The organism is Streptomyces sp. NPDC001732 (genome assembly GCF_053596315.1).
This window is the reverse complement of the sequence record NZ_JBSFFY010000011.1, coordinates 109,434-128,329: the sequence shown is the minus strand read 5'-3', so window position 1 is coordinate 128,329 and position 18,896 is coordinate 109,434. Positions and strand designations below refer to the sequence as shown.

Here is an 18,896-nt window from a genome sequence, read left to right as displayed (position 1 = left end):
CGGTCACTGCCCGGCCACCGTGCCGGTGACGGTCCGGTCGCCCTGCGCCGGGGCGTCGCCCGCGCCCGTGTCCGCGGGCGCCGGGTCGGTGGTCGCCCCGCCGTCGCCGGGCGCCGTCGGGGCGGGCGTGGCATCCGGGGACGGCTTCGTGCGATCGCCGGTCCCGTCGGAGGGCGTGGAGCCGGTCGACGGAGCGGTGGACGAGCCACTACTGCCCCGGCCGGTCTCCGGGGCCCGGCTCCGGCCGTCCTGCGGGATCGTACCGGGCGTCGCCGTGCCGTTCCCCTGTTCCGGCGTCCGTTCCCGGCCGGGGTCGGTGGTCTTCGGCGGTGCCGGGCCGTCCTTGCCGGAGCTCCGTTCCCCGCCGCGCACGACGGAGCCGACGGTCGTGCCGTTGCCGCCGCTCAGGTCGTTGCCGGAGATCAGCTCGAAAGTGGTGATTCCGGCCATCGTCAGGACGAAGACCGCGGCCGCCCCGAGGGCCGACCGCTTCCAGCCGCGGACCCGGGTGCCGTGGGTGGTGGCCTCGGAGAACTCCTCGTCCGTCGCAGGGTGGCCGACGGCGGGCGTCCCGGCCCCGTCGTACGTCGGCAGCATCCGCGTGCGCTCCGCGTCCTGCGCGACGCCGCGCAGGAGCATCGTCCCGTCCGTGTCGCGCGGGGCCGCCGCGCCGTCCGCTCCGCGCAGCAGCATCGCCCTGTCCGTGTCGCGCGACACGACCGCGGCATCCACGGCGCGCATCACCGTGGTGGCGTCCGCGGCGCCGTGCGGGGCCGTCTCCGACGACCGGCGTGCCCCCTTCGGGGCACGTCCGACGACCGACTCGCGCGCGTGCACGGACACTTCGCGGTCCGGATGCTTCACCTGGACGGTGACCTCGCGGATCTGTTCCCCCGTACGACGGAAGAAGTGCTGGAAGACCGAGCCTCCGCAGGTGGCCACGACGCTCATCACACCGGCGCCGAGAACCGTTCCGTACACGCCCAGCTGGGAGGCCGCCACCGCTGCCGCGACCGCCGCCACGGCGCTGCCCGCCACCTGCGGCACGCTCAGATCTATGCGCCTTTCCTTGGGTTCCGTGTCGCTTTCCGGCTTCTGCACCATTCCCAGCCCTCGATTGACATCTCTCCCACCGTGCAACAAGAAGGGACATATGAGCGAAGTGGATAGTTCCGGTTCCGGGGATTGTGTGAAGGAGGACACGCCCGAGGAGTAGCCGACACCCGGCGGGGTGACCCAACTCCCCCGCCCGACGAGAACTCGGGCGGCGCGGCGGTCCACCCTCGTGGCCCGAATGGAGTACTGTGGCGAGCCCTGGGGCAGGATTCCCTCACGGGTGTCCGGGATCTTCGGGAGGGGGGCCGAAGGAGGCACTCGATCCGGCGGCGCCACGGCATCGCACGGGGACTGGCCACACGAAGTGACCAATGGTCACTTTCTGTTGCAGAATAGGTCACCGTGTCATACCGGCGATCAAGGGCTCACGCCCGACACGCCGGGTACCACGGCAATGTTGTGGCAGGCTGCACCCGGGCAGGCCACACTCGACTAGCGGAAGCAGCGACGCACGTGACGTCGGCAGGCACCACCCGGGAGGTCCCCATGCCCGAACTGCGTGTCGTGGCCGTCTCCAACGACGGCACACGACTGGTGCTCAAGGCTGCGGACAGCACGGAGTACACGCTTCCGATCGACGAGCGGCTGCGTGCCGCCGTGCGCAACGACCGCGCGCGTCTCGGCCAGATCGAGATCGAGGTGGAGAGCCACCTCCGCCCCCGCGACATCCAGGCCCGGATACGAGCCGGCGCCTCCGCGGAGGAGGTCGCCCAGTTCGCCGGCATTCCGGTCGACCGTGTCCGCCGCTTCGAGGGCCCCGTGCTCGCGGAGCGCGCCTTCATGGCCGAACGGGCCCGGAAGACTCCCGTGCGCCGTCCCGGCGAGAACACCGGCCCCCAGCTCGGCGAGGCGGTGCAGGAGCGGCTGCTGCTGCGCGGCGCCGACAAGGAGACCGTCCAGTGGGACTCCTGGCGCCGGGACGACGGCACCTGGGAAGTCCTCCTGGTCTACCGGGTCGCGGGCGAGCCGCACTCGGCGAGCTGGACGTACGACCCGCCCCGCCGTCTGGTCCAGGCCGTGGACGACGAGGCGCGTTCGCTGATCGGCGAGACCGACGACGTCGCCGCGCCCGAGCCGAGCTTCCCGTTCGTGCCCCGGATCGCCCGGCTGCCGCGCGACCGGCCGCTGGACCGCGCCCTGGACCGTCAGATCGAGCGTCCCCCGGCCCCGGCGCCCGCGCCCGAGCCCGAGGAGCACGTCGCGGGCATCTCCGCCGGCGAACGCGATTCGCTGACCAGTCTGTTGGAGGCGGTGCCGAGCTTCCGCGGCGACATGGTCGTGCCGGAACGGCCCACGCCGCCCGAGCCGCCCGCGATCGAACCCGCCGCGCAGGAGCCGGAGGCCGACGAGCCGCCCGCCGCCGCTGCCTCCGCGGGTGCCGGTTCCGCCTACGCCGACGTGTTGATGCCGCGCGCCGTGGCCGGTCACCGCGACCGGCTGATCGGGACGACGGACCGTCAGGCCGAGGCGGACGGCGTCCGTCCGGGCCGCCGGGCCGCCGTGCCGAGCTGGGACGAGATCGTCTTCGGCACCCGCCGGAAGAAGCAGGACTGAGCGGGGTGACCGCAGCATGACGAGGGCCCGTACGCCGCTGTGTACGGGCCCTCGTGCCGTGCGCGCCTTCCGCGTCGCGCGATTACCGGCCCGGGGGCCGCGCTTTTGGCGGTCCCGGCCGGCCCACGTTCCGTTACCGGGGCTCGGGCCCCGTGGCGACCGGGCGGGACTCGTCGGCGGACCACTCGGACCAGGAGCCCGCGTACAGCGCCGCGGGGATTCCCGCGACGGCCAGGGCCAGCACCTCATGGGCGCCGGACACGCCGGAACCGCAGTAGACGCCGACCTCCGTCGCCCGGTCGGCGCCGAGTTCCCCGAAGCGGGCCGCGAGCGCCTCCGGCGCCAGGAAGCGGCCGTCGTCCCCCGTGTTCTCGGAGGTCGGGGCCGATACCGCACCCGGGATGTGGCCGCCCACCCGGTCGATCGGCTCCACATCGCCCCGGTAGCGCTCGGCGGCCCGTGCGTCGAGCAACAGCCCCGAATCGGCCAGCGCCGCCGCCCCGTCCGCGTCCAGCAGCGGGAGCGCGCCGGGGACGGGCCGGAAGTCGCCCTCGGCCGGGGCGGGGGTCTCTTTCTGGAGTTCGCCCGGCCACGCGGCGAGCCCGCCGTCCAGGACCCGGACGTCCTCGTGGCCGGTCCAGCGCAGCAGCCACCAGGCCCGCGCCGCCGCCCAGCCCTGACCCCCGTCGTACACGACGACGGGGGTGTCCCGGGAGACACCGGCCCGGCGCATCACCGCGCCGAATTCCTCCGGATCGGGCAGCGGGTGACGGCCCCCGCTGCCCGCGGGACCGGCCAGTTCCGCGTCCAGGTCGACGAAGACCGCGCCGGGGATGTGCCCGGCCTCGTAGTCGGGCCGGCCGTGCGGGCCGCCCAGTTGCCAACGTACGTCCAGGAGCACCGGCGGACGTGGCCCCGCCGACTCGCTGGCGTATTCGGATGCGGTGATGATGGGCTTCATGAGTGCCATCCTCGCTCAGGAGCCGCCTCGCCCGTAGCACCTTCGAAGCGGCCGCACCGCGGCGGATCGGCCCTCTCGGGCCGAGATTCCGGGAATCCCGGGAAGTGCGGCGCGGCCGGACGCATCGCGTGCCGGGTGGTGCGACCATCTGCACGGGGCGTACACATCCCGTGCCGCATGACGGCACGCGGCCCCGTTCCCCCGTACGGCCACACAATGGTCCGAGGAGAGAGTGACGATGACCGAGGCTGCCGCTCCGCGTACGCCCGGAACGCCTTGCTGGGTGAGTCTGATCGTGCACGGGCTGAGCGCGACCCGGGACTTCTACGCCGGTCTGTTCGGCTGGGAGTTCGTGCCGGGCCCCGATCAGCTGGGCCCGTACGTCCGCGCGCTGGTCGACGGACAAGTGGTGGCGGGAATCGGACAGTTGCCGCCGGAGCGGCACCTGCCCGTCGCCTGGACGACCTATCTGGCCACCGACGACGCGGACGCCACCGCGGAGACCGTCCGGTCCTGCGGCGGCACCGTCGCCGTCGGGCCGCTCGACGCGGGCGAGGCGGGCCGGATGGCCATCGCCTCCGACCCCGGCGGCGCGGTCTTCGGGATCTGGCAGGCCGCGGCGCACATCGGCACGGCGCTCGCCGGGGCCCCCGGCACACCGGTCTGGAACGAGCTGGTGACCCGCGAGACCTCGACGGTCTGCAAGTTCTACCAGACGGTCTTCGGCTACGAGGCCGAGGCGGTCGTCTCGGCCGACTTCGACTACCAGACCCTGTATCTGGAGGGCCGCCCGGTGGCTTCGCTGCACGGCGTCGGCCATGCCCTGCCGCGCGACCGGGGTCCCCACTGGATGACCTACTTCGAGGTCTCCGACACCGACGAGGCAGCCCGGCGCGTGGTGGAGCTCGGCGGGTACGTCCTGCAACCGCCCCGGGAGGGGACGAGCGGGCGGGTGGCGACCGTGGCGGATCCGGAGGGCGCGGCGTTCACGATCGTCCGGTCCGCCGCCCGCTGATCCGCCGGACACGGTCTCAGCCGGCCCTGACCCGTTCGACGTGCCGTCGGGCGGGGCCGGCCAGCCGGGCGTGCAGTTCGTCGAAGAGTTCGGACGCTTCGGTTCCGCTCCATTCGGCCGGCAGCAGTTCGCGTGCGACACCGGGGTCGAGGTAGACGAGCCGACGCCAGTCGGTGAGCACCCTGATGTACGTCGTGAACGCCTCGCGGTCCGTCACCGTCGAGCCGTGCGCGATCCGTTCGGCGACCGGGCGGTGCGCGGCGAGGAACTCGACGTACAGCCGCTGCAGCCGTGCGGTGTCCCACCAGGAGCCGACCTTCTCCGCGAGTTCGTCGCCCCCGCCGGCCGGGAGGTGGTCGGCCCGGAAGAGGTCGGCGTACGCGCGCAGTCCGTGTCTGGCCAGTACGGCTTCGGTCTCGTCGTGCACATGTCCCGGTGCGATCCAGACCCCGGCGGAGACGGAGCCGAAGCCGAGCCGGGTCAGCTGGGTGCGCAGGGTGTGCCGCCGGGCGCGTTCGGACTCGGGCACCGAGAAGACGACGAGGACCCAGCCCTCGGCCAGGGTGGCCCGCCGGGTCGCGAAGATGCGTGGATCGCCGTCGCGCAGCATCCGCTCGGTCCCGGGCGAGATCCGGTAGCCGGCCGCTCCGGACACCGTCCGGGCCTCCAGCAGTCCGCCGCGCTTCAGCCGGGAGACGGAGGAGCGTACGGTCGGCGCCTCGACGCCGAGGTCGGCGAGCAGCCGGATCAGCGAGGCCACCGACATCCAGCCCCCGGTGTCGCGCGCGTACAGCCCGTAGACCGTCACGATCAGCTGTCTCGGCTGCACCTTGCCCGACGGGCCCGGCCCGGACTCGGCCTCTTTCCCGCTCACCGTGTTCACGGCGTCATCCTAAGCATCCGCGCCGGACGCCGACGGAGGTGGTTCAGGCGGAGGTGACGGGCAGCACGTCCGGCGAGAGGGCGGCCGCGCGGGCGGTCGCGCTGGTGGTCCTGCGCAGGTGGTGGCGTCGGCACAGCACCTCGTAACCGATCTCGCCCGCCTGCTGGTTGACGTCTCCCACGACCACCTGGGCGCCCTCGACGACCATTTCGCCGCCGACCGTCCGCGCGTTGTGCGTGGCCCGTGCGCCGCACCAGCAGAGCGCTTCGACCTGGAGCGTCTCGACCCGGTCGGCCAGCTCGATCAGCCGCTGAGAGCCGGGGAACAGCTTGGTCCGGAAGTCGGTGGTGATGCCGAACGCGAAGACGTCCATGCCGAGGTCGTCGACGATGCGTGCGAGCTGGTCGATCTGGGCGGGGGCCAGGAACTGCGCCTCGTCCACGATCACGTAGTCCGCCCGGCCGCCGCGGCTTATCCGGTCGACGAGATGGGCGAACAGGTCCATGCCCTCGTCGGCCTCGACCGCCTCGGTGACCAGCCCCAGGCGCGAGGAGAGCTTGCCCTCGCCGGCCCGGTCGTCGCGGGTGAAGATCACGCCTTGCAGACCGCGTGCCGAACGGTTGTGGCCGATCTGGAGCGCCAGCGTGCTCTTTCCGCAGTCCATCGTTCCGGAGAAGAACACAAGCTCGGGCATGAGGAACTGAGCACCTTTCGGGCGGGGCGAAGCGGGGTGGAAACGGTGGTGGGAACGGCCGCGGAGAAAAACGCGGTTACGAGCGTACTTCGAGGAGGGGTACGAGCTGCTCGACGGGGGTCATCGAGCCGTGCATGCCCACCATCGCGGACTCGTGCGGTTCGTTGACGGACGCGGTGATCACCACGTCGTCCCGGGCCGCCGCGACGACGTCCCCGATCCTGCCGTGGACCCGTTCGTCGATCCTCGGGCCGAACCAGCCGGCCGCGATCGCCTCGTCCCGGCTCGCCACCCAGAACTGCTCGCCCAGCACTTCCCGCCAGACGGTCAGCACGTCCGCCTCGGCCCCCGGCACCGCGTAGACGTGCCGGGCCCGGCCCTCGCCGCCGAGCAGGGCCACGCCCGCGCGCAGCTCCCAGTCCTCGTCGAAGTCGATCCGGGACTGCTCGTCGAAGGGGATGTCGATCATGCCGTGGTCGGCGGTGATGTACAGCGCCGAGCGGGCCGGGAGCTGTTCGGCCAGGCGCCGGGCGAGGCCGTCCACGTACATCAGCTGGCCGCGCCAGGCGTCGGAGTCGACGCCGAAGCGGTGGCCCATGCCGTCGACCTCGCTGTAGTACGTGTAGACCAGCGACCGGTCGCCCGCGGCGAGCCGTTCGGCCGCCGTGTCCATCCGTTCCTCGCCGGACAGCCGGCCCAGGAACGAGCCCCCGCTCAGCGCGACCTTGGTGAGCGGGGTCTGCTCGAAGGCCGGGGCGGAGACCTGGGCGGTGCGCACGCCCGCGGCGTCGGCGAGCCCGAAGACGGTGGGGTGGGGCTGCCACGCCTTCGGCGGGGTCCAGGGCTTCCAGCGGAGCTGGTTCATCAGCTCGCCGGTCCCGGGGTCGCGCACGGTGTAGCCGGGCAGGCCGTGTTCGCCGGGCGGGAGGCCGGTGCCGACCGAGGCGAGCGAGGTCGCGGTGGTGGCCGGGAAGCCCGCGGTGATCGGGCGACCGGTGCCGCCGCGCGAGGTGGGGAGCAGGGAGTGCAGGAACGGCGCCTCGTCGGGGTGGGCCCCGATCTGCTCCCAGCCGAGGCCGTCGATCAGGAACACGCAGTTCCGGTCGGCGGGGGTGAGTTCGGGGATCGCCGCGGTGAAGCCGGGCACGCCCTGTCCGGCGACGAGCGTGGGCAGCAGGTCGCAGAGCGATCCGCTGCCGTACTCCGGGACGGGGGCGGTGTCGACAGGGAGCAGCACGGGCTCCTGCCAGGCCGGCTGCGCCATCAGCGGCCGGTCGCCGCGGTCGCGGCCGTGGCCTCGGAGAGCGACTGGGCGAAGGCGAGGGTCTGACGCACGGTGTCCGGGCCGTCACCGGCCTCGCTGACCCTCAGGCTCAGGTCGTCGGCGGTGGAGCTGCCGGTGTAGCCGTGGTCGGCCTCGCAGTTGGGGTCGCCGCAGGCGGCGGGCTCCAGGTCGATCCGGGAGACCGCGCCCCAGCCGATGGTGAGGACGACCTCGCGGGGCAGCGTGCCCGGTACGTACTTCTCGGGGTTGGCCACGACCCGGCTGACCACGACCGACGAGATCCGGTCGAGCTTGACCGACTCCGTGGAGGTGGTGGCGTACGGCGTCGGGGAGCTGGTGTCGGCGTTCTGCTCGTCGGTGTGGCTGACGATGAAACGGTTGTCCGTCAGTACCAGGACCGTGACGTGGCGGCGCACCTCGTTGGAGTCGAAGGTGGTCTCCTGGTGCACCAGGTACGAAACGACCGGCTCACCGCCCACAGCGGCCTCCACCGCCTCGGCCACGAGGGCCGGGTAGTAGCCGCTGCGCTCGATCGCCGCGCGCAGCCCCTGGGTCGTCGTACCGGTCTTAGCCATGAGCACCATCCTACGGGGGACGGATGACTGCCGGGGACGTTGGAGCGGGTGCGGGGCCGGAACCTGCAGCGTGCGGAACCCGCTCTTCCCCGCCCTGCGGCCGGGTGGGGAAGGGCGGGCTCCGCGGGGGTCAGTAGTTGGGAAGGCGACGGGGGCCGAGGTCGGTGCGGGCCGGGGGCGGCGAGAGGCGGACGCTCGCGCCGAGCACGGTCAGTCCCTGCGTGGCGACCACGACGGGTTCCAGGGCGACGGAGACCACCTCGGGGTGGTCGTCGACCAGTCGGGAGACCCGCAGCAGCAGCTCTTCGAGCGAGGCGGTGTCCACGGGGGCCGCGCCCCGCCAGCCGAACAGCACCGGTGCCGCCCGGATGGACCGGATCAGCTCGGCGGCGTCGCGGTCGGTGGCCGGCACGAGGCGGTGGGCGGTGTCGCCGAGGAGTTCGGAGGGCGCGCCCGCGAGGCCGAAGGAGAGGACAGCGCCCGCCGCCGGGTCGATCGTGGCCCGCACCACGGTGTCGACGCCGCGCGGTGCCATGGACTGGACGACGGGCTGGAGTTCGACGGGCTTGCCGAGCAGCTCGGTCAGCTCGGCGTACGCCCGGCGCAGCGCGGTCTCGTTGGCGAGGTCCAGCCGGACGCCGCCGAGGTCGGCCCGGTGGCGCAGATGGGGCGCGGTCGTCTTGAGCGCCACGGGGTAGCCGAGCCGGGCCGCTGCGGCGACGGCGGCGTCCGGGTCGGGCGCGGGGAGCGTGGGCCGTACGGTGATGCCGTAGCGGCCCAGGAGTTCGCGCGCCTCGTCGTGGGCGAGCGACCTGCCACGGGGGTCGGGGGCGGGGCCGAGGAGGGTGTCGATGAGGTCGGCCGCGCCCGGCTCGTCGATGGTGTCGTCGAGGAATTCGGGCACCTTGCCGGGCAGGGCGGCCTGCCGCCGCCACTGGGCGTACCGCACTGCTTCGGCCAGGGCCCGCACGGCCCGTTCGGCGGCGGGGTAGGCGGGGATCCGGCCGGGCCCGGTGCCGCCGGCGTGGTCCGTGCCCGCGGTGGCGGTGGTGGGGGCGCCGGCGGGGTCGGGGGCCGCGGGCGATGCCGCGGTGGGCTCCGGGCCGGGGTGCGTGGCCGAGGGGGGCCGGGTCGCGGCACTCGGCTGGGTGACCGTGCTGGTGGCCGCGGAGAGGGCCTCCGCCAGCCCGCCGATCTCCACGTGCACGACGGCCACGGGCTTGGCCGGGCCCGCGGCGGCGGCCGTGTGCAGGGCGGCGGCGAGCACCTCCCCGTCGCCCGCCTCCGCCTCGCCGTCCTCGCCCACCCAGGGGATCGCCGTCACGATCACCGAGTCGCAGCCCTCGTCGGCCAGTGCCCGGCCCAGGGCGTCCCGGAAGTCCCGCGGGGTGGCCGCGGTGGTCAGGTCCAGGGGCGGGCGCGGGCGCAGCCCCTCCGCGAGGCAGGCGTCGTACGTGAGGAGGCCGAGCGACTCCGAGTTGCCGAGGATCGCGACCCGGGGGCCGGCCGGCAGCGGCTGGTCGGCGAGGAGGAGCCCCGCGTCGACCATCTCCGTCACGGTGTCGACCCGGATCACGCCCGCCTGCCGCATGAGCGCCGAGACCGTCGCGTCCGGGATCCGGCTGACCGGCACGGCGTGTCCGGGCGGGGTGGAGCCGCTGTGCCGGGCGCCCTTCACCACGACCACCGGCTTCACGGCCGCGGTGCGCCGCGCGAGGCGGGTGAACTTGCGGGGATTGCCGATCGATTCGAGGTACAGCAGGGCGACATCGGTGTCCGGGTCCTCGTACCAGTACTGCAGGAAGTCGTTGCCCGATATGTCGGCGCGGTTGCCCGCGGAGATGAAGGTGGACAGGCCCGCCCCGCGCCGGTACAGCCCGGAGAGCAGGGCGATGCCGATCGCTCCGGACTGGGTGAAGAGCCCGATGCGTCCGGGGGCGGGCGGCTCGGGGGCCAGGGAGGCGTTCAGCCGGACGGTTTCGGCGTTGTTGATGAGGCCGAAGGCGTTCGGGCCGATGATCCGCATGCCGTACGAGCGGGCCTGACGGACCAGTTCCCGCTGCCGCTCCCGGCCCTCGGCGCCCCATTCGGCGTATCCGGCGGAGAGGACGACCAGGCCCTGGACGCCGTGCTCGCCGCAGTCCTCGACGGCTTCGGGGACCCGGTCGGCGGGCACGGCCACGACCGCGAGATCGACCGGTTCGCCGATCTCGCCGATCGAACGGTGGGCGGGGACTCCGTCGATCGTGGCCCGGTCGTCGGCGAAGGCGTGGTTCACGGCGTACGTGCGGCCGGTGAAGCCGGCCCCGAGGAGGTTGCGTAGCACCGTGCGGCCGACCCCGCCGGAGGTCCGGCCGACGCCGATGACGGCGACGGATCCCGGGGCCAGCAGGCGCTGCACGGACCGGGCCTCGGCACGCTGCTCGCGGCCGCGCTGGACGGCGAGGGACTCGGCGGTCGGTTCGAGGTCCAGGGTGAGGTGGACGGAGCCGTCCTCGAAGCTGCGCTGCTGGGTGTATCCGGCGTCCCGGAACACCTTGATCATCTTGGTGTTGGCGGGCAGCACCTCGGCGGCGAAGCGCCGGATGCCGCGCTCGCGGGCGACGGCAGCGATGTGTTCGAGGAGGGCCGAGGCCACTCCCCGGCCCTGGTGCGCGTCCTGGACGAGGAAGGCGACCTCGGCCTCGTCGGCGGGGGCGGAGGCGGGCCTGCCCCGCTCGTCGATCCGGTCGTAGCGGACGGTCGCGATGAACTCGCCGCCGACCGTGACGGCGAGCCCCACCCGGTCGACGTAGTCGTGATGGGTGAAGCGGTGCACGTCCCTGTCGGACAGGCGGGGGTAGGGGGCGAAGAACCGGTAGTACTTCGACTCGTCGGAGACGTGCTCGTAGAAACTGACCAGCCGTTCGGCGTCGTCCGTGGTGATGGGCCTGATCCGGGCGGTTCCTCCGTCGCGGAGCACCACGTCGGCTTCCCAGTGGTCGGGGTAGGCGTGATGCGGACTCTGCTCCGGGGCGGGCTGCATGGGCAAAGACTACGGCGCCACCAGCGGTCGCGTGGGGCTCGGGGCCGGGGCAGGCTGGGAGGGCCGATCGGCGGTACCGCGGGCGTCGCGGGCACGTTCCGGGTCGGCCGGAGCACCGCGCACCGCGTGAGAGAATGGTCTAGACAACTTTTGATTCATGAAGGGCAGAACCATGGCTGAGCGCCGCGTCAACGTCGGTTGGGCCGAGGGCCTGCACGCCCGCCCCGCTTCCATCTTCGTCCGTGCCGCCACGGCTTCCGGCATCCCCATGACGATCGCCAAGGCCGACGGCACCCCGGTGAACGCCGCCTCCATGCTCGCGGTGCTCGGCCTCGGTGCGCAGGGCGGCGAGGAGATCGTGCTCGCGTCCGACGCCGACAACGCCGAGGTCGCCCTGGACCGCCTGGCGAAGCTGGTCGCCGAGGGGCTCGAGGAGCTCCCGGAGACCGTCTGAAACATTTTCCGCAAGAGAGCCGCGGCACCCTGAACCGGAGCCGCGGCTCTTCTGTTTTCCGGAACGGACCGGCCGGAACGCGCCCGGGTCCACGGAATTCCGGCCGTTGGCATCAGGGCGGGAAGAACTCGGCCCGAACGAATTCGGGCGGAAGGGGTTCCCGCTCCCTCGCCCGGCCCGGTCGCGGCCGGGCCGGGCCGGGCCGCGCAGCACCTTGAGGTGTGCCTCGGTGCGGCGCCGGGCGGCGCGCTGCACCCAGCGGCTCCAGCAGCATCCGGGCCTCCGGGAGGTCGGCTGCCTCCGGCTCAGCGGGGTCTGCACCCCAGAGGCCGCGTGCCGGCGGGTGATCACGAACCCCCTCGGCCCCGGGGTCCGCAACGTCTCTCTCGCCGGAACACGGAAAACCCCGTACCGACGCACCGACGTTGGGCTGTGGGACGGGTCGGCAGGCGGGCAGGCGCTCGCGCCGGGGTGCCGGGCGGGTACGCCGATGGCCCCGGCGGGCTGCTTCCGGGGCCATCGGGAGGTGCGGAGAGGTACCGCGAGGAGGTGCGGGTCAGATGTTGACGCCGTGGGCGCGCAGGTATGCGACGGGGTCCACGTCGGAGCCGTATACCGGGGTCGTGCGGGCCTCGAAGTGGAGGTGGGGACCGGTGGAGTTGCCGGTCGAGCCTGAGAGGCCGATCTGCTGGCCCGCGCCGACGCTCTGGCCGACGGAGACGCCGATCGAGGAGAGATGGCCGTACTGCGTATACGTCCCGTCCGTCATCCGGAGCACGATGTTGTTGCCGTACGCGCCGCCCCAGCCGGCCTCGACGACCGTACCGGCGCCGACGGCGACGACGGAACTGCCGGACGCGGCGTGGAAGTCGATGCCCGAGTGGCTGCCGGAGGACCAGAGCGAGCCGCTGGACTTGTAGCCGGTGCTGATGTACGAACCGGCGACCGGCAGCCGGAAGGAGCCCAGCCGGGCGCGTTCGGCGGACCGGGCGGCGCGCGCCTCCTCGGCACGCGCCTCGGCCGCGCGCTTCGCTTCGGCCCTGGCCTTCGCCTCGGCCTTCTTCTTGGCCTCCGCCTTCTTCTCGGCTTCCGCCTTCGCCTTCGCCGCGACGTCGGCCTGGTGCTTCTGCACGTCGGCCTGGGCGTCGATCTGATCGGCGAGGGTCGCGTCGATGGCGATGACCTGGTTCAGGCCGGTCTCGCTCGTGGAGGGGGCCTCGGAGTCCGCGGCGAGGGCCGGGGAGGCCAGGCCGCCGATGACTCCGGTGGTGGCCAGAGCCGCGACGCCGACGACCTTCGCGCTCCCGCGCGTCAGGCGGCTCGGGGCACGGTGCTTCCCGGTGGCACGGGTGAACGCCATGAAGTGGCTGGTCCTTTCCTTCCTTCTCGCCTACCGGGTTAGCTGACGGGTTCGGAGCAGGAAGGTCTCCTACGGGCGCCCCGGCCGTCGCGGCTCGGGCGTCCGATTCACCCCAGGGACTGCATGGGTCCCCGGCTCCCCCGGCTCGCGCCTGACGGGGACTCGGCGATGACTGCCCGGTACGTCGCGGTTGCGGCATACGAGTGGCGGGCAGCCCAGCCGACGCTAAGCGGGGCCGCTTTCATTCACCAAACGGACAGGCCGTTTTGTAGCGCATCCCACAGGGCAGACAGGCAACCTCCCTCACAAGGGCGGACAAAAGGGAGGGTCTCGGCGAAATCCCTCTCACCCAGATCCTCCCTTCGTCCCGATATGCGAATGCCCGACCGGCCGGTCCGCGCCTGGGCTCAGGCGACCGGCGGGGCCGTTCCGCTCGTCAGCCGGTGACCACCGACACCTCTCCGATGCCCAGCGCCCGGACCGGCTCCGCGATCCGGGCCGCGTCACCGACGAGGACCGTGACCAGCCGGTCCTCGGGGAAGGCGTTGACGACCGCCGCGGTCGCCTCGACCGTGCCGGTCTCCGCGAGCCGGGCGTACAGGTGCGCCTGGTAGTCGTCCGGGAGGTGCTGCTCGACCTGGTCGGCGAGGGTGCTCGCGATGGAGGCCGCGGTCTCGAACTTCAGGGGCGCCACACCCACGAGGTTCTGCACGGCCGTCTCGCGCTCCTCGTCGGTCAGGCCCTCCGCCGCCAGGGTCCGCAGGACCGTCCACAGGTCCTTGAGCGCCGGCTCGGTGGACTCCGTGTCCACGGAACCGCTGATGGCGAGCATCGCGGCACCGGTCGCGCCCGACGCGGAGTCCGGGGCCGACGACCGCAGCACCTGGGCGAAGGCCCGCACACCGTAGGTGTAGCCCTTCTCCTCGCGCAGCACCCGGTCCAGCCGGGAGGTGAGCGTGCCGCCCAGGCAGTACGTGCCGAGCGTCTGGGCCGGCCACACGCTGTCGTGCCGGTCGGCGCCGATCCGGCCGATCAGCAGCTGCGTCTGCACCGCGCCCGGACGGTCGACGATCACCACCCGCCCGGTGTCGTCGGCGGTGATCGGCGGGGCGGTCCGGGGCTCGGCGGGCTCGCCCGACCAGTCGCCGAGCGTGTCGGCGAGCAGGGCGTCCAGGTCGATGCCGGTGAGGTCGCCGACGATCACGGCGGTCGCGGTGGACGGCCTGACGTGGGCGTCGAAGAACGCGCGCACCGCCGCCGAGTCGATCCGCTCCACCGTCTCCTCGGTGCCTTGACGCGGGCGCGACATCCGTGCCGCGGCCGGGAACAGTTCCTTGGAGAGCTGCTTGGCGGCGCGCCTGGCCGGGTTGGCCTGCTCGTGCGGGATCTCGTCGAGCCGGTTGCGCACCAGCCGCTCGATCTCGCCGTCCGCGAAGGCGGGCGCCCGGAGCGCCTCGGCGACCAGTGCCAGGGCCTTGGAGAGCCGGGAGGCCGGAACCTCCAGGGAGACCCGGACGCCGGGGTGGTCGGCATGCGCGTCGAGGGTGGCGCCGCAGCGCTCCAGCTCGGCGGCGAACTCCTCCGCGGTGTGCTTGTCCGTGCCCTCGGAGAGCGCCCGCGACATGATCATGGCCACGCCGTCGAAGCCCTCGGGCTCGGCGTCCAGCGGGGCGTCGAGGAAGATCTCCACCGCGACGACCTGCTGGCCGGGGCGGTGGCAGCGCAGCACCGTCAGGCCGTTGGGCAGGGAGCCCCGCTCCGGCGCGGGAAAGGCCCAGGGCCGGGCGACGCCGGGGGCCGGCTGCGGGTGGTACTGCATCGAAACTCCAGTCGCGGCGGCGTCGGTCACTTGCCCGCTCCTTCGTGCGCGTCGGTGTCGTCGGCGTCGGTCTCCGCCATGTCGGCGGGCTCGGCCGTATCGGCGGGCTCGGCCGACTCGACCGGCTCGTAGACCAGCACCGCCCGGTTGTCGGGGCGCAGCTGGGCCCTGGCGGCGGCCTGGACCTCCTCCGCGGTGACGTCGAGCACCCGCTGCACGGCGGTCAGGGCGAGCTGCGGGTCGCCGAACAGCACGGCGAAGCGGCACAGTTCGTCCGCGCGGCCCGCGACCGTGCCGAGCCGGTCCAGCCACTCGCGCTCCAACTGGGCCTGCGCACGCTCCATTTCCTCGGGTGTGGGGCCCTCGGCGGCGAACCGGGCGAGCTCCTCGTCGACCGCGGCCTCGACCTGCGGCACCTCGACCCCGCCGGACATCTTGACGTCCAGCCAGCCGAGCGAGGGCGCCCCGGCCAGTCTCAGCAGCCCGAACCCGGCCGCCACGGCCGTACGGTCACGGCGGACGAGACGGTTGTGCAGCCGGGACGACTCGCCGCCGCCGAGCACGGTCAGCGCGAGGTCCGCCGCGTCACACTCCCGGGTGCCGTCGTGCGGCAGCCGGTAGGCGGCCATCAGGGCGCGCGCCGGGACCTCCTCGCGGACCTCCTCGCGCAGTTGCTCGCCGATGATCTCGGGGAGCGCGCCGTCGCGCGGCGGCTGCTTGCCGTCGTGGGACGGGATGGAGCCGAAGTACTTCTCGATCCAGGCGAGGGTCTGCTCGGGGTCGATGTCGCCGACGACCGAGAGCACCGCGTTGTTGGGCGCGTAGTAGGTACGGAAGAAGGTGCGCGCGTCCTCCAGGGTCGCGGCGTCCAGGTCGGCCATCGAGCCGATCGGGGTGTGGTGGTACGGGTGGCCCTCGGGGTAGGCCAGGGCGGTCAGCCTCTCGAACGCCGTGCCGTAGGGGACGTTGTCGTAGCGCTGGCGGCGCTCGTTCTTGACGACGTCCCGCTGGTTCTCCATCGACTCCTCGTCGAGCGCGGCGAGCAGCGAGCCCATGCGGTCGGCCTCCAGCCAGAGGGCCAGCTCCAGCTGGTGGGCGGGCATGGTCTCGAAGTAGTTGGTGCGCTCGAAGCTGGTGGTCCCGTTGAGCGAACCGCCGGCCCCCTGCACCAGCTCGAAGTGGCCGTTCCCCTTGACCTGGCCGGAGCCCTGGAACATCAGGTGCTCGAAGAGGTGAGCCAGGCCGGTGCGTCCCTCGACCTCGTGGCGCGAGCCGACGTCGTACCAGAGGCAGACCGCGGCGACCGGGGTCAGATGGTCCTCGGAGAGCACCACGCGCAGGCCGTTGGCCAGGCGGTGCTCGGTCGCTGTCAAGCCGCCGGAACCGGCCTGAGCTGTGGCCGTGTGACCCATGGGCATGTACGTCCCTTCGATCGCGATACTGGATTTCCTGCGAGACCTGCCACTGTAAGCAAGCGCACACGCGCCTGGCGAAGTTCCCGTCCCGCGGAAGTTCGCGTGAAAGGGGGGCGCACCCCCCGCGCGCAGGGGCGGGAAACACCCTCGGCGGGCGCCCCGGACGCCCTTTGGGCCGGGTCGAGGTCGGGGATGTCAGTGCGGCGGTCCACAATGGTCCGCGTCAGAACCTGAGGTTGCCCGAACAGAATCCGTGAAGGAGTCGCAGCAGCGATGGCCCGCCGCAGCACGAAGACCCCGCCGCCGGACGACTTCGAGGAGAAGATCCTCGACATCGACGTCGTCGACGAAATGCAGGGCTCCTTCCTCGAGTACGCGTACTCGGTGATCTACTCCCGGGCCCTGCCCGACGCCCGGGACGGCATGAAGCCGGTGCACCGCCGCATCGTCTACCAGATGAACGAGATGGGCCTGCGCCCCGACCGCGGCTTCGTGAAGTGCGCCCGCGTGGTCGGCGAGGTCATGGGCAAGCTGCACCCGCACGGCGACGCGTCGATCTACGACGCGCTGGTCCGGCTGGCGCAGCCGTTCTCCATGCGGCTCCCCCTGGTCGACGGCCACGGCAATTTCGGCTCGCTCGGGAACGACGACCCGCCGGCCGCCATGCGGTACACCGAGTGCCGGATGGCCGACGCGACGTCGCTGATGACGGAGTCGATCGACGAGGACACCGTCGCGTTCCAGTCGAACTACGACGGGCAGGAGACGGAGCCGACCGTTCTCCCCGCCGCGTACCCGAACCTCCTGGTCAACGGCTCGTCCGGGATCGCGGTCGGCATGGCGACCAACATGCCGCCGCACAACCTGGGCGAGGTCGTCGCCGCTGCCCGGCACCTGATCAAGCACCCGGGCGCGGACCTGGAGACCCTGATGCGGTTCGTGCCCGGCCCCGACCTGCCCACCGGCGGCCGGATCGTGGGCCTGGGCGGCATCAAGGACGCGTACGCCCGGGGGCGCGGCACGTTCAAGATCCGCGCGACCGCCTCCGTGGAGAACGTGACGGCCCGTCGCAAGGGCCTGGTCGTCACGGAACTCCCCTTCACCGTCGGTCCGGAGAAGGTGATCGCCAAGATCAAGGACCTGGTCTCGGCCAAGAAGCTCCAGGGCATCGCGGACGTGAAGGACCTGACCGACCGCGAGCACGGCCTGCGCCTGGTCATCGAGGTGAAGAACGGCTTCGTGCCGGAGGCCGTGCTGGAGCAGCTCTACAAGCTGACGCCGATGGAGGACTCCTTCGGCATCAACAACGTGGCGCTGGTCGACGGGCAGCCGCTCACGCTGGGCCTCAAGGAGCTGCTGGAGGTCTACCTCGACCACCGCTTCGACGTGGTGCGCCGACGCAGCGAGTTCCGTCGGGGCAAGCGCCGCGACCGGCTCCACCTGGTCGAGGGTCTGCTCGTCGCGCTGGTCGACATCGACGAGGTCATCCGCCTCATCCGCTCCAGTGACAACTCGGCGCAGGCGAAGGAGCGGCTCGTCGAGCGCTTCTCGCTGAGCGAGGTCCAGACGCAGTACATCCTGGACACCCCGCTGCGTCGGCTGACCCGGTTCGACCGGATCGAGCTGGAGAGCGAGCGGGACCGGCTCAACGACGAGATCGACAAGCTGACCGCCATCCTCGAGTCGGACGCCGAGCTGCGCAAGCTCGTCTCCACGGAACTGGCCGCGGTCGCCAAGAAGTTCGGCACCGCCCGGCGTACGGTGCTGCTGGAGTCGGCCGGTACGCAGGTCGCCTCGGTGCCGCTGGAGGTCGCGGACGACCCGTGCCGGGTGCTGCTCTCCTCGACCGGTCTGCTGGCCCGTACCGCCGGTGACGAGCCGATCGTCCTCACCGAGGACGCCAAGCGCGCCAAGCACGACGTGATCGTGTCGGCCGTACCGGCGACGGCGCGGGGCGATGTGGGCGTGGTGACGTCGACGGGCCGGCTGCTGCGGCTCCCGGTGATCGATCTGCCCCAGCTGCCGGACACCCACGCGGCGCCCAATCTGTCGGGTGGGGCGATGGTCTCCGAGTTCCTCACCCTGGGCAACGACGAGACGGTCGTCTGCCTGACGACGCTCGACGAGGCGTCCCCCGGCCTGGCGATCGGCACCCTTCAGGGCGTCGTCAAGCGGGTGGTGCCGGACTATCCGGCCAACAAGGACGAGCTGGAGGTCATCACCCTCAAGTCCGGTGACCGGATCGTCGGTGCCGCCGAGCTGCGGACCGGCGAGGAGGACCTGGTGTTCATCACCTCCGACGCGCAGCTGCTGCGCTACCCGGCGGCGCAGGTGCGGCCGCAGGGCCGGCCCGCCGGGGGCATGGCGGGGGTCAAGCTGGCGGCGGACGCCGAGGTGATCTCCTTCACCGCTGTGGACCCGGCGGCGGACGCGATGGTGTTCACCGTCGCGGGCTCGCACGGCACGCTGGACGACTCGGTGCGGACGTGCAAGCTCACCCCGTTCGACCAGTATCCGCGCAAGGGCCGGGCCACCGGCGGGGTGCGCTGTCAGCGGTTCCTCAAGGGCGAGGACGTCCTGGTGTTCGGCTGGGCGGGTGCGGTGCCCGCCCGCGCCGCGCAGTCCAACGGCACGCCGTCCGAGCTGCCGGAGCCCGATCCGCGGCGCGACGGTTCGGGGACGCCGCTGGTCAAGCCGGTCGCGGTGATCGCGGGCCCGGTGTAGCCGACCGGTCCGGCGA

At 72.7% G+C, this 18,896-nt stretch carries 14 protein-coding genes, 1 pseudogene and 1 riboswitch; of the genes and pseudogenes, 4 read left to right on the top strand and 11 right to left on the bottom strand.

The genetic code is table 11. The features are described 5' to 3' along the window. Positions 1-3: 3 nt before the first annotated feature. Positions 4-1,104 (bottom strand): hypothetical protein, encoded by a 1,101-nt coding sequence (locus ACWCXX_RS14630; RefSeq protein WP_451127010.1) that lies wholly within the window; start codon positions 1,102-1,104, stop codon positions 4-6. Between the two features lie 498 nt (positions 1,105-1,602). Here ACWCXX_RS14630 and sepH point away from each other — a divergent pair, with 498 nt between their 5' ends. Then, positions 1,603-2,670, top strand: a complete 1,068-nt coding sequence (gene sepH, locus ACWCXX_RS14625) for a septation protein SepH (protein ID WP_451127008.1) — start codon at positions 1,603-1,605, stop codon at positions 2,668-2,670. Between the two features lie 133 nt (positions 2,671-2,803). Here sepH and ACWCXX_RS14620 read toward each other — a convergent pair whose 3' ends face one another. Next, positions 2,804-3,631: a sulfurtransferase gene (locus tag ACWCXX_RS14620; RefSeq protein WP_451127006.1), complete on the bottom strand. Its 828-nt coding sequence runs from the start codon at positions 3,629-3,631 to the stop codon at positions 2,804-2,806. Between the two features lie 238 nt (positions 3,632-3,869). Between ACWCXX_RS14620 and ACWCXX_RS14615 the strand changes: the two genes are divergently transcribed. Beyond that, positions 3,870-4,646, top strand: a complete 777-nt coding sequence (locus ACWCXX_RS14615; protein WP_451127004.1) for a VOC family protein — start codon at positions 3,870-3,872, stop codon at positions 4,644-4,646. Positions 4,647-4,662: 16 nt separating this feature from the next. On the opposite strand, the gene ACWCXX_RS14610 is transcribed toward ACWCXX_RS14615, so the two are convergent. From ACWCXX_RS14610 to ACWCXX_RS14590, 5 genes are all read right to left on the bottom strand, one after another. After that, complete coding sequence (locus tag ACWCXX_RS14610) at positions 4,663-5,529, bottom strand: PaaX family transcriptional regulator (RefSeq protein ID WP_451127002.1); 867 nt, start codon at positions 5,527-5,529, stop codon at positions 4,663-4,665. A 43-nt stretch (positions 5,530-5,572) separates the two neighbouring features. Next, positions 5,573-6,223, bottom strand: a complete 651-nt coding sequence (locus tag ACWCXX_RS14605; RefSeq protein ID WP_451127000.1) for a thymidine kinase — start codon at positions 6,221-6,223, stop codon at positions 5,573-5,575. A 76-nt stretch (positions 6,224-6,299) separates the two neighbouring features. Further along, positions 6,300-7,487 carry an alkaline phosphatase family protein gene (locus ACWCXX_RS14600; RefSeq protein ID WP_451126998.1) on the bottom strand — a complete coding sequence of 396 codons (1,188 nt, stop codon included), beginning with the start codon at positions 7,485-7,487 and terminating at the stop codon, positions 6,300-6,302. Continuing rightward, positions 7,487-8,083, bottom strand: a complete 597-nt coding sequence (locus ACWCXX_RS14595; RefSeq protein WP_148839862.1) for a DUF5998 family protein — start codon at positions 8,081-8,083, stop codon at positions 7,487-7,489. The genes ACWCXX_RS14600 and ACWCXX_RS14595 overlap by 1 nt, the downstream gene beginning before the upstream one ends. A gap of 130 nt (positions 8,084-8,213) precedes the next feature. Next, on the bottom strand, positions 8,214-11,108 hold the full coding sequence (locus tag ACWCXX_RS14590) for a bifunctional acetate--CoA ligase family protein/GNAT family N-acetyltransferase (RefSeq protein ID WP_451126995.1): 2,895 nt from the start codon (positions 11,106-11,108) through the stop codon (positions 8,214-8,216). A gap of 172 nt (positions 11,109-11,280) precedes the next feature. On the opposite strand from ACWCXX_RS14590, the gene ACWCXX_RS14585 reads away from it, so the two are divergent. Beyond that, positions 11,281-11,562 (top strand): HPr family phosphocarrier protein, encoded by a 282-nt coding sequence (locus ACWCXX_RS14585; RefSeq protein ID WP_451126993.1) that lies wholly within the window; start codon positions 11,281-11,283, stop codon positions 11,560-11,562. Between the two features lie 147 nt (positions 11,563-11,709). Here the strand turns inward: ACWCXX_RS14585 and ACWCXX_RS14580 are convergent. From ACWCXX_RS14580 to ACWCXX_RS14565, 4 genes and pseudogenes are all read right to left on the bottom strand, one after another. Continuing rightward, positions 11,710-11,982 (bottom strand): annotated as a pseudogene (locus tag ACWCXX_RS14580) (GntR family transcriptional regulator); the annotation flags it as partial. A 136-nt stretch (positions 11,983-12,118) separates the two neighbouring features. Next, positions 12,119-12,922 (bottom strand): M23 family metallopeptidase, encoded by an 804-nt coding sequence (locus ACWCXX_RS14575; RefSeq protein WP_451126991.1) that lies wholly within the window; start codon positions 12,920-12,922, stop codon positions 12,119-12,121. 13 nt (positions 12,923-12,935) lie between these two features. Continuing rightward, positions 12,936-13,100, bottom strand: a riboswitch (cyclic di-AMP (ydaO/yuaA leader). A gap of 258 nt (positions 13,101-13,358) precedes the next feature. Beyond that, complete coding sequence (locus ACWCXX_RS14570; protein WP_451127108.1) at positions 13,359-14,741, bottom strand: M16 family metallopeptidase; 1,383 nt, start codon at positions 14,739-14,741, stop codon at positions 13,359-13,361. Between the two features lie 26 nt (positions 14,742-14,767). After that, positions 14,768-16,153, bottom strand: a complete 1,386-nt coding sequence (locus tag ACWCXX_RS14565; protein WP_451127106.1) for a M16 family metallopeptidase — start codon at positions 16,151-16,153, stop codon at positions 14,768-14,770. Between the two features lie 276 nt (positions 16,154-16,429). Between ACWCXX_RS14565 and ACWCXX_RS14560 the strand changes: the two genes are divergently transcribed. Next, complete coding sequence (locus ACWCXX_RS14560) at positions 16,430-18,880, top strand: DNA gyrase/topoisomerase IV subunit A (RefSeq protein ID WP_451126989.1); 2,451 nt, start codon at positions 16,430-16,432, stop codon at positions 18,878-18,880. The last annotated feature ends 16 nt before the right edge of the window (positions 18,881-18,896 follow it).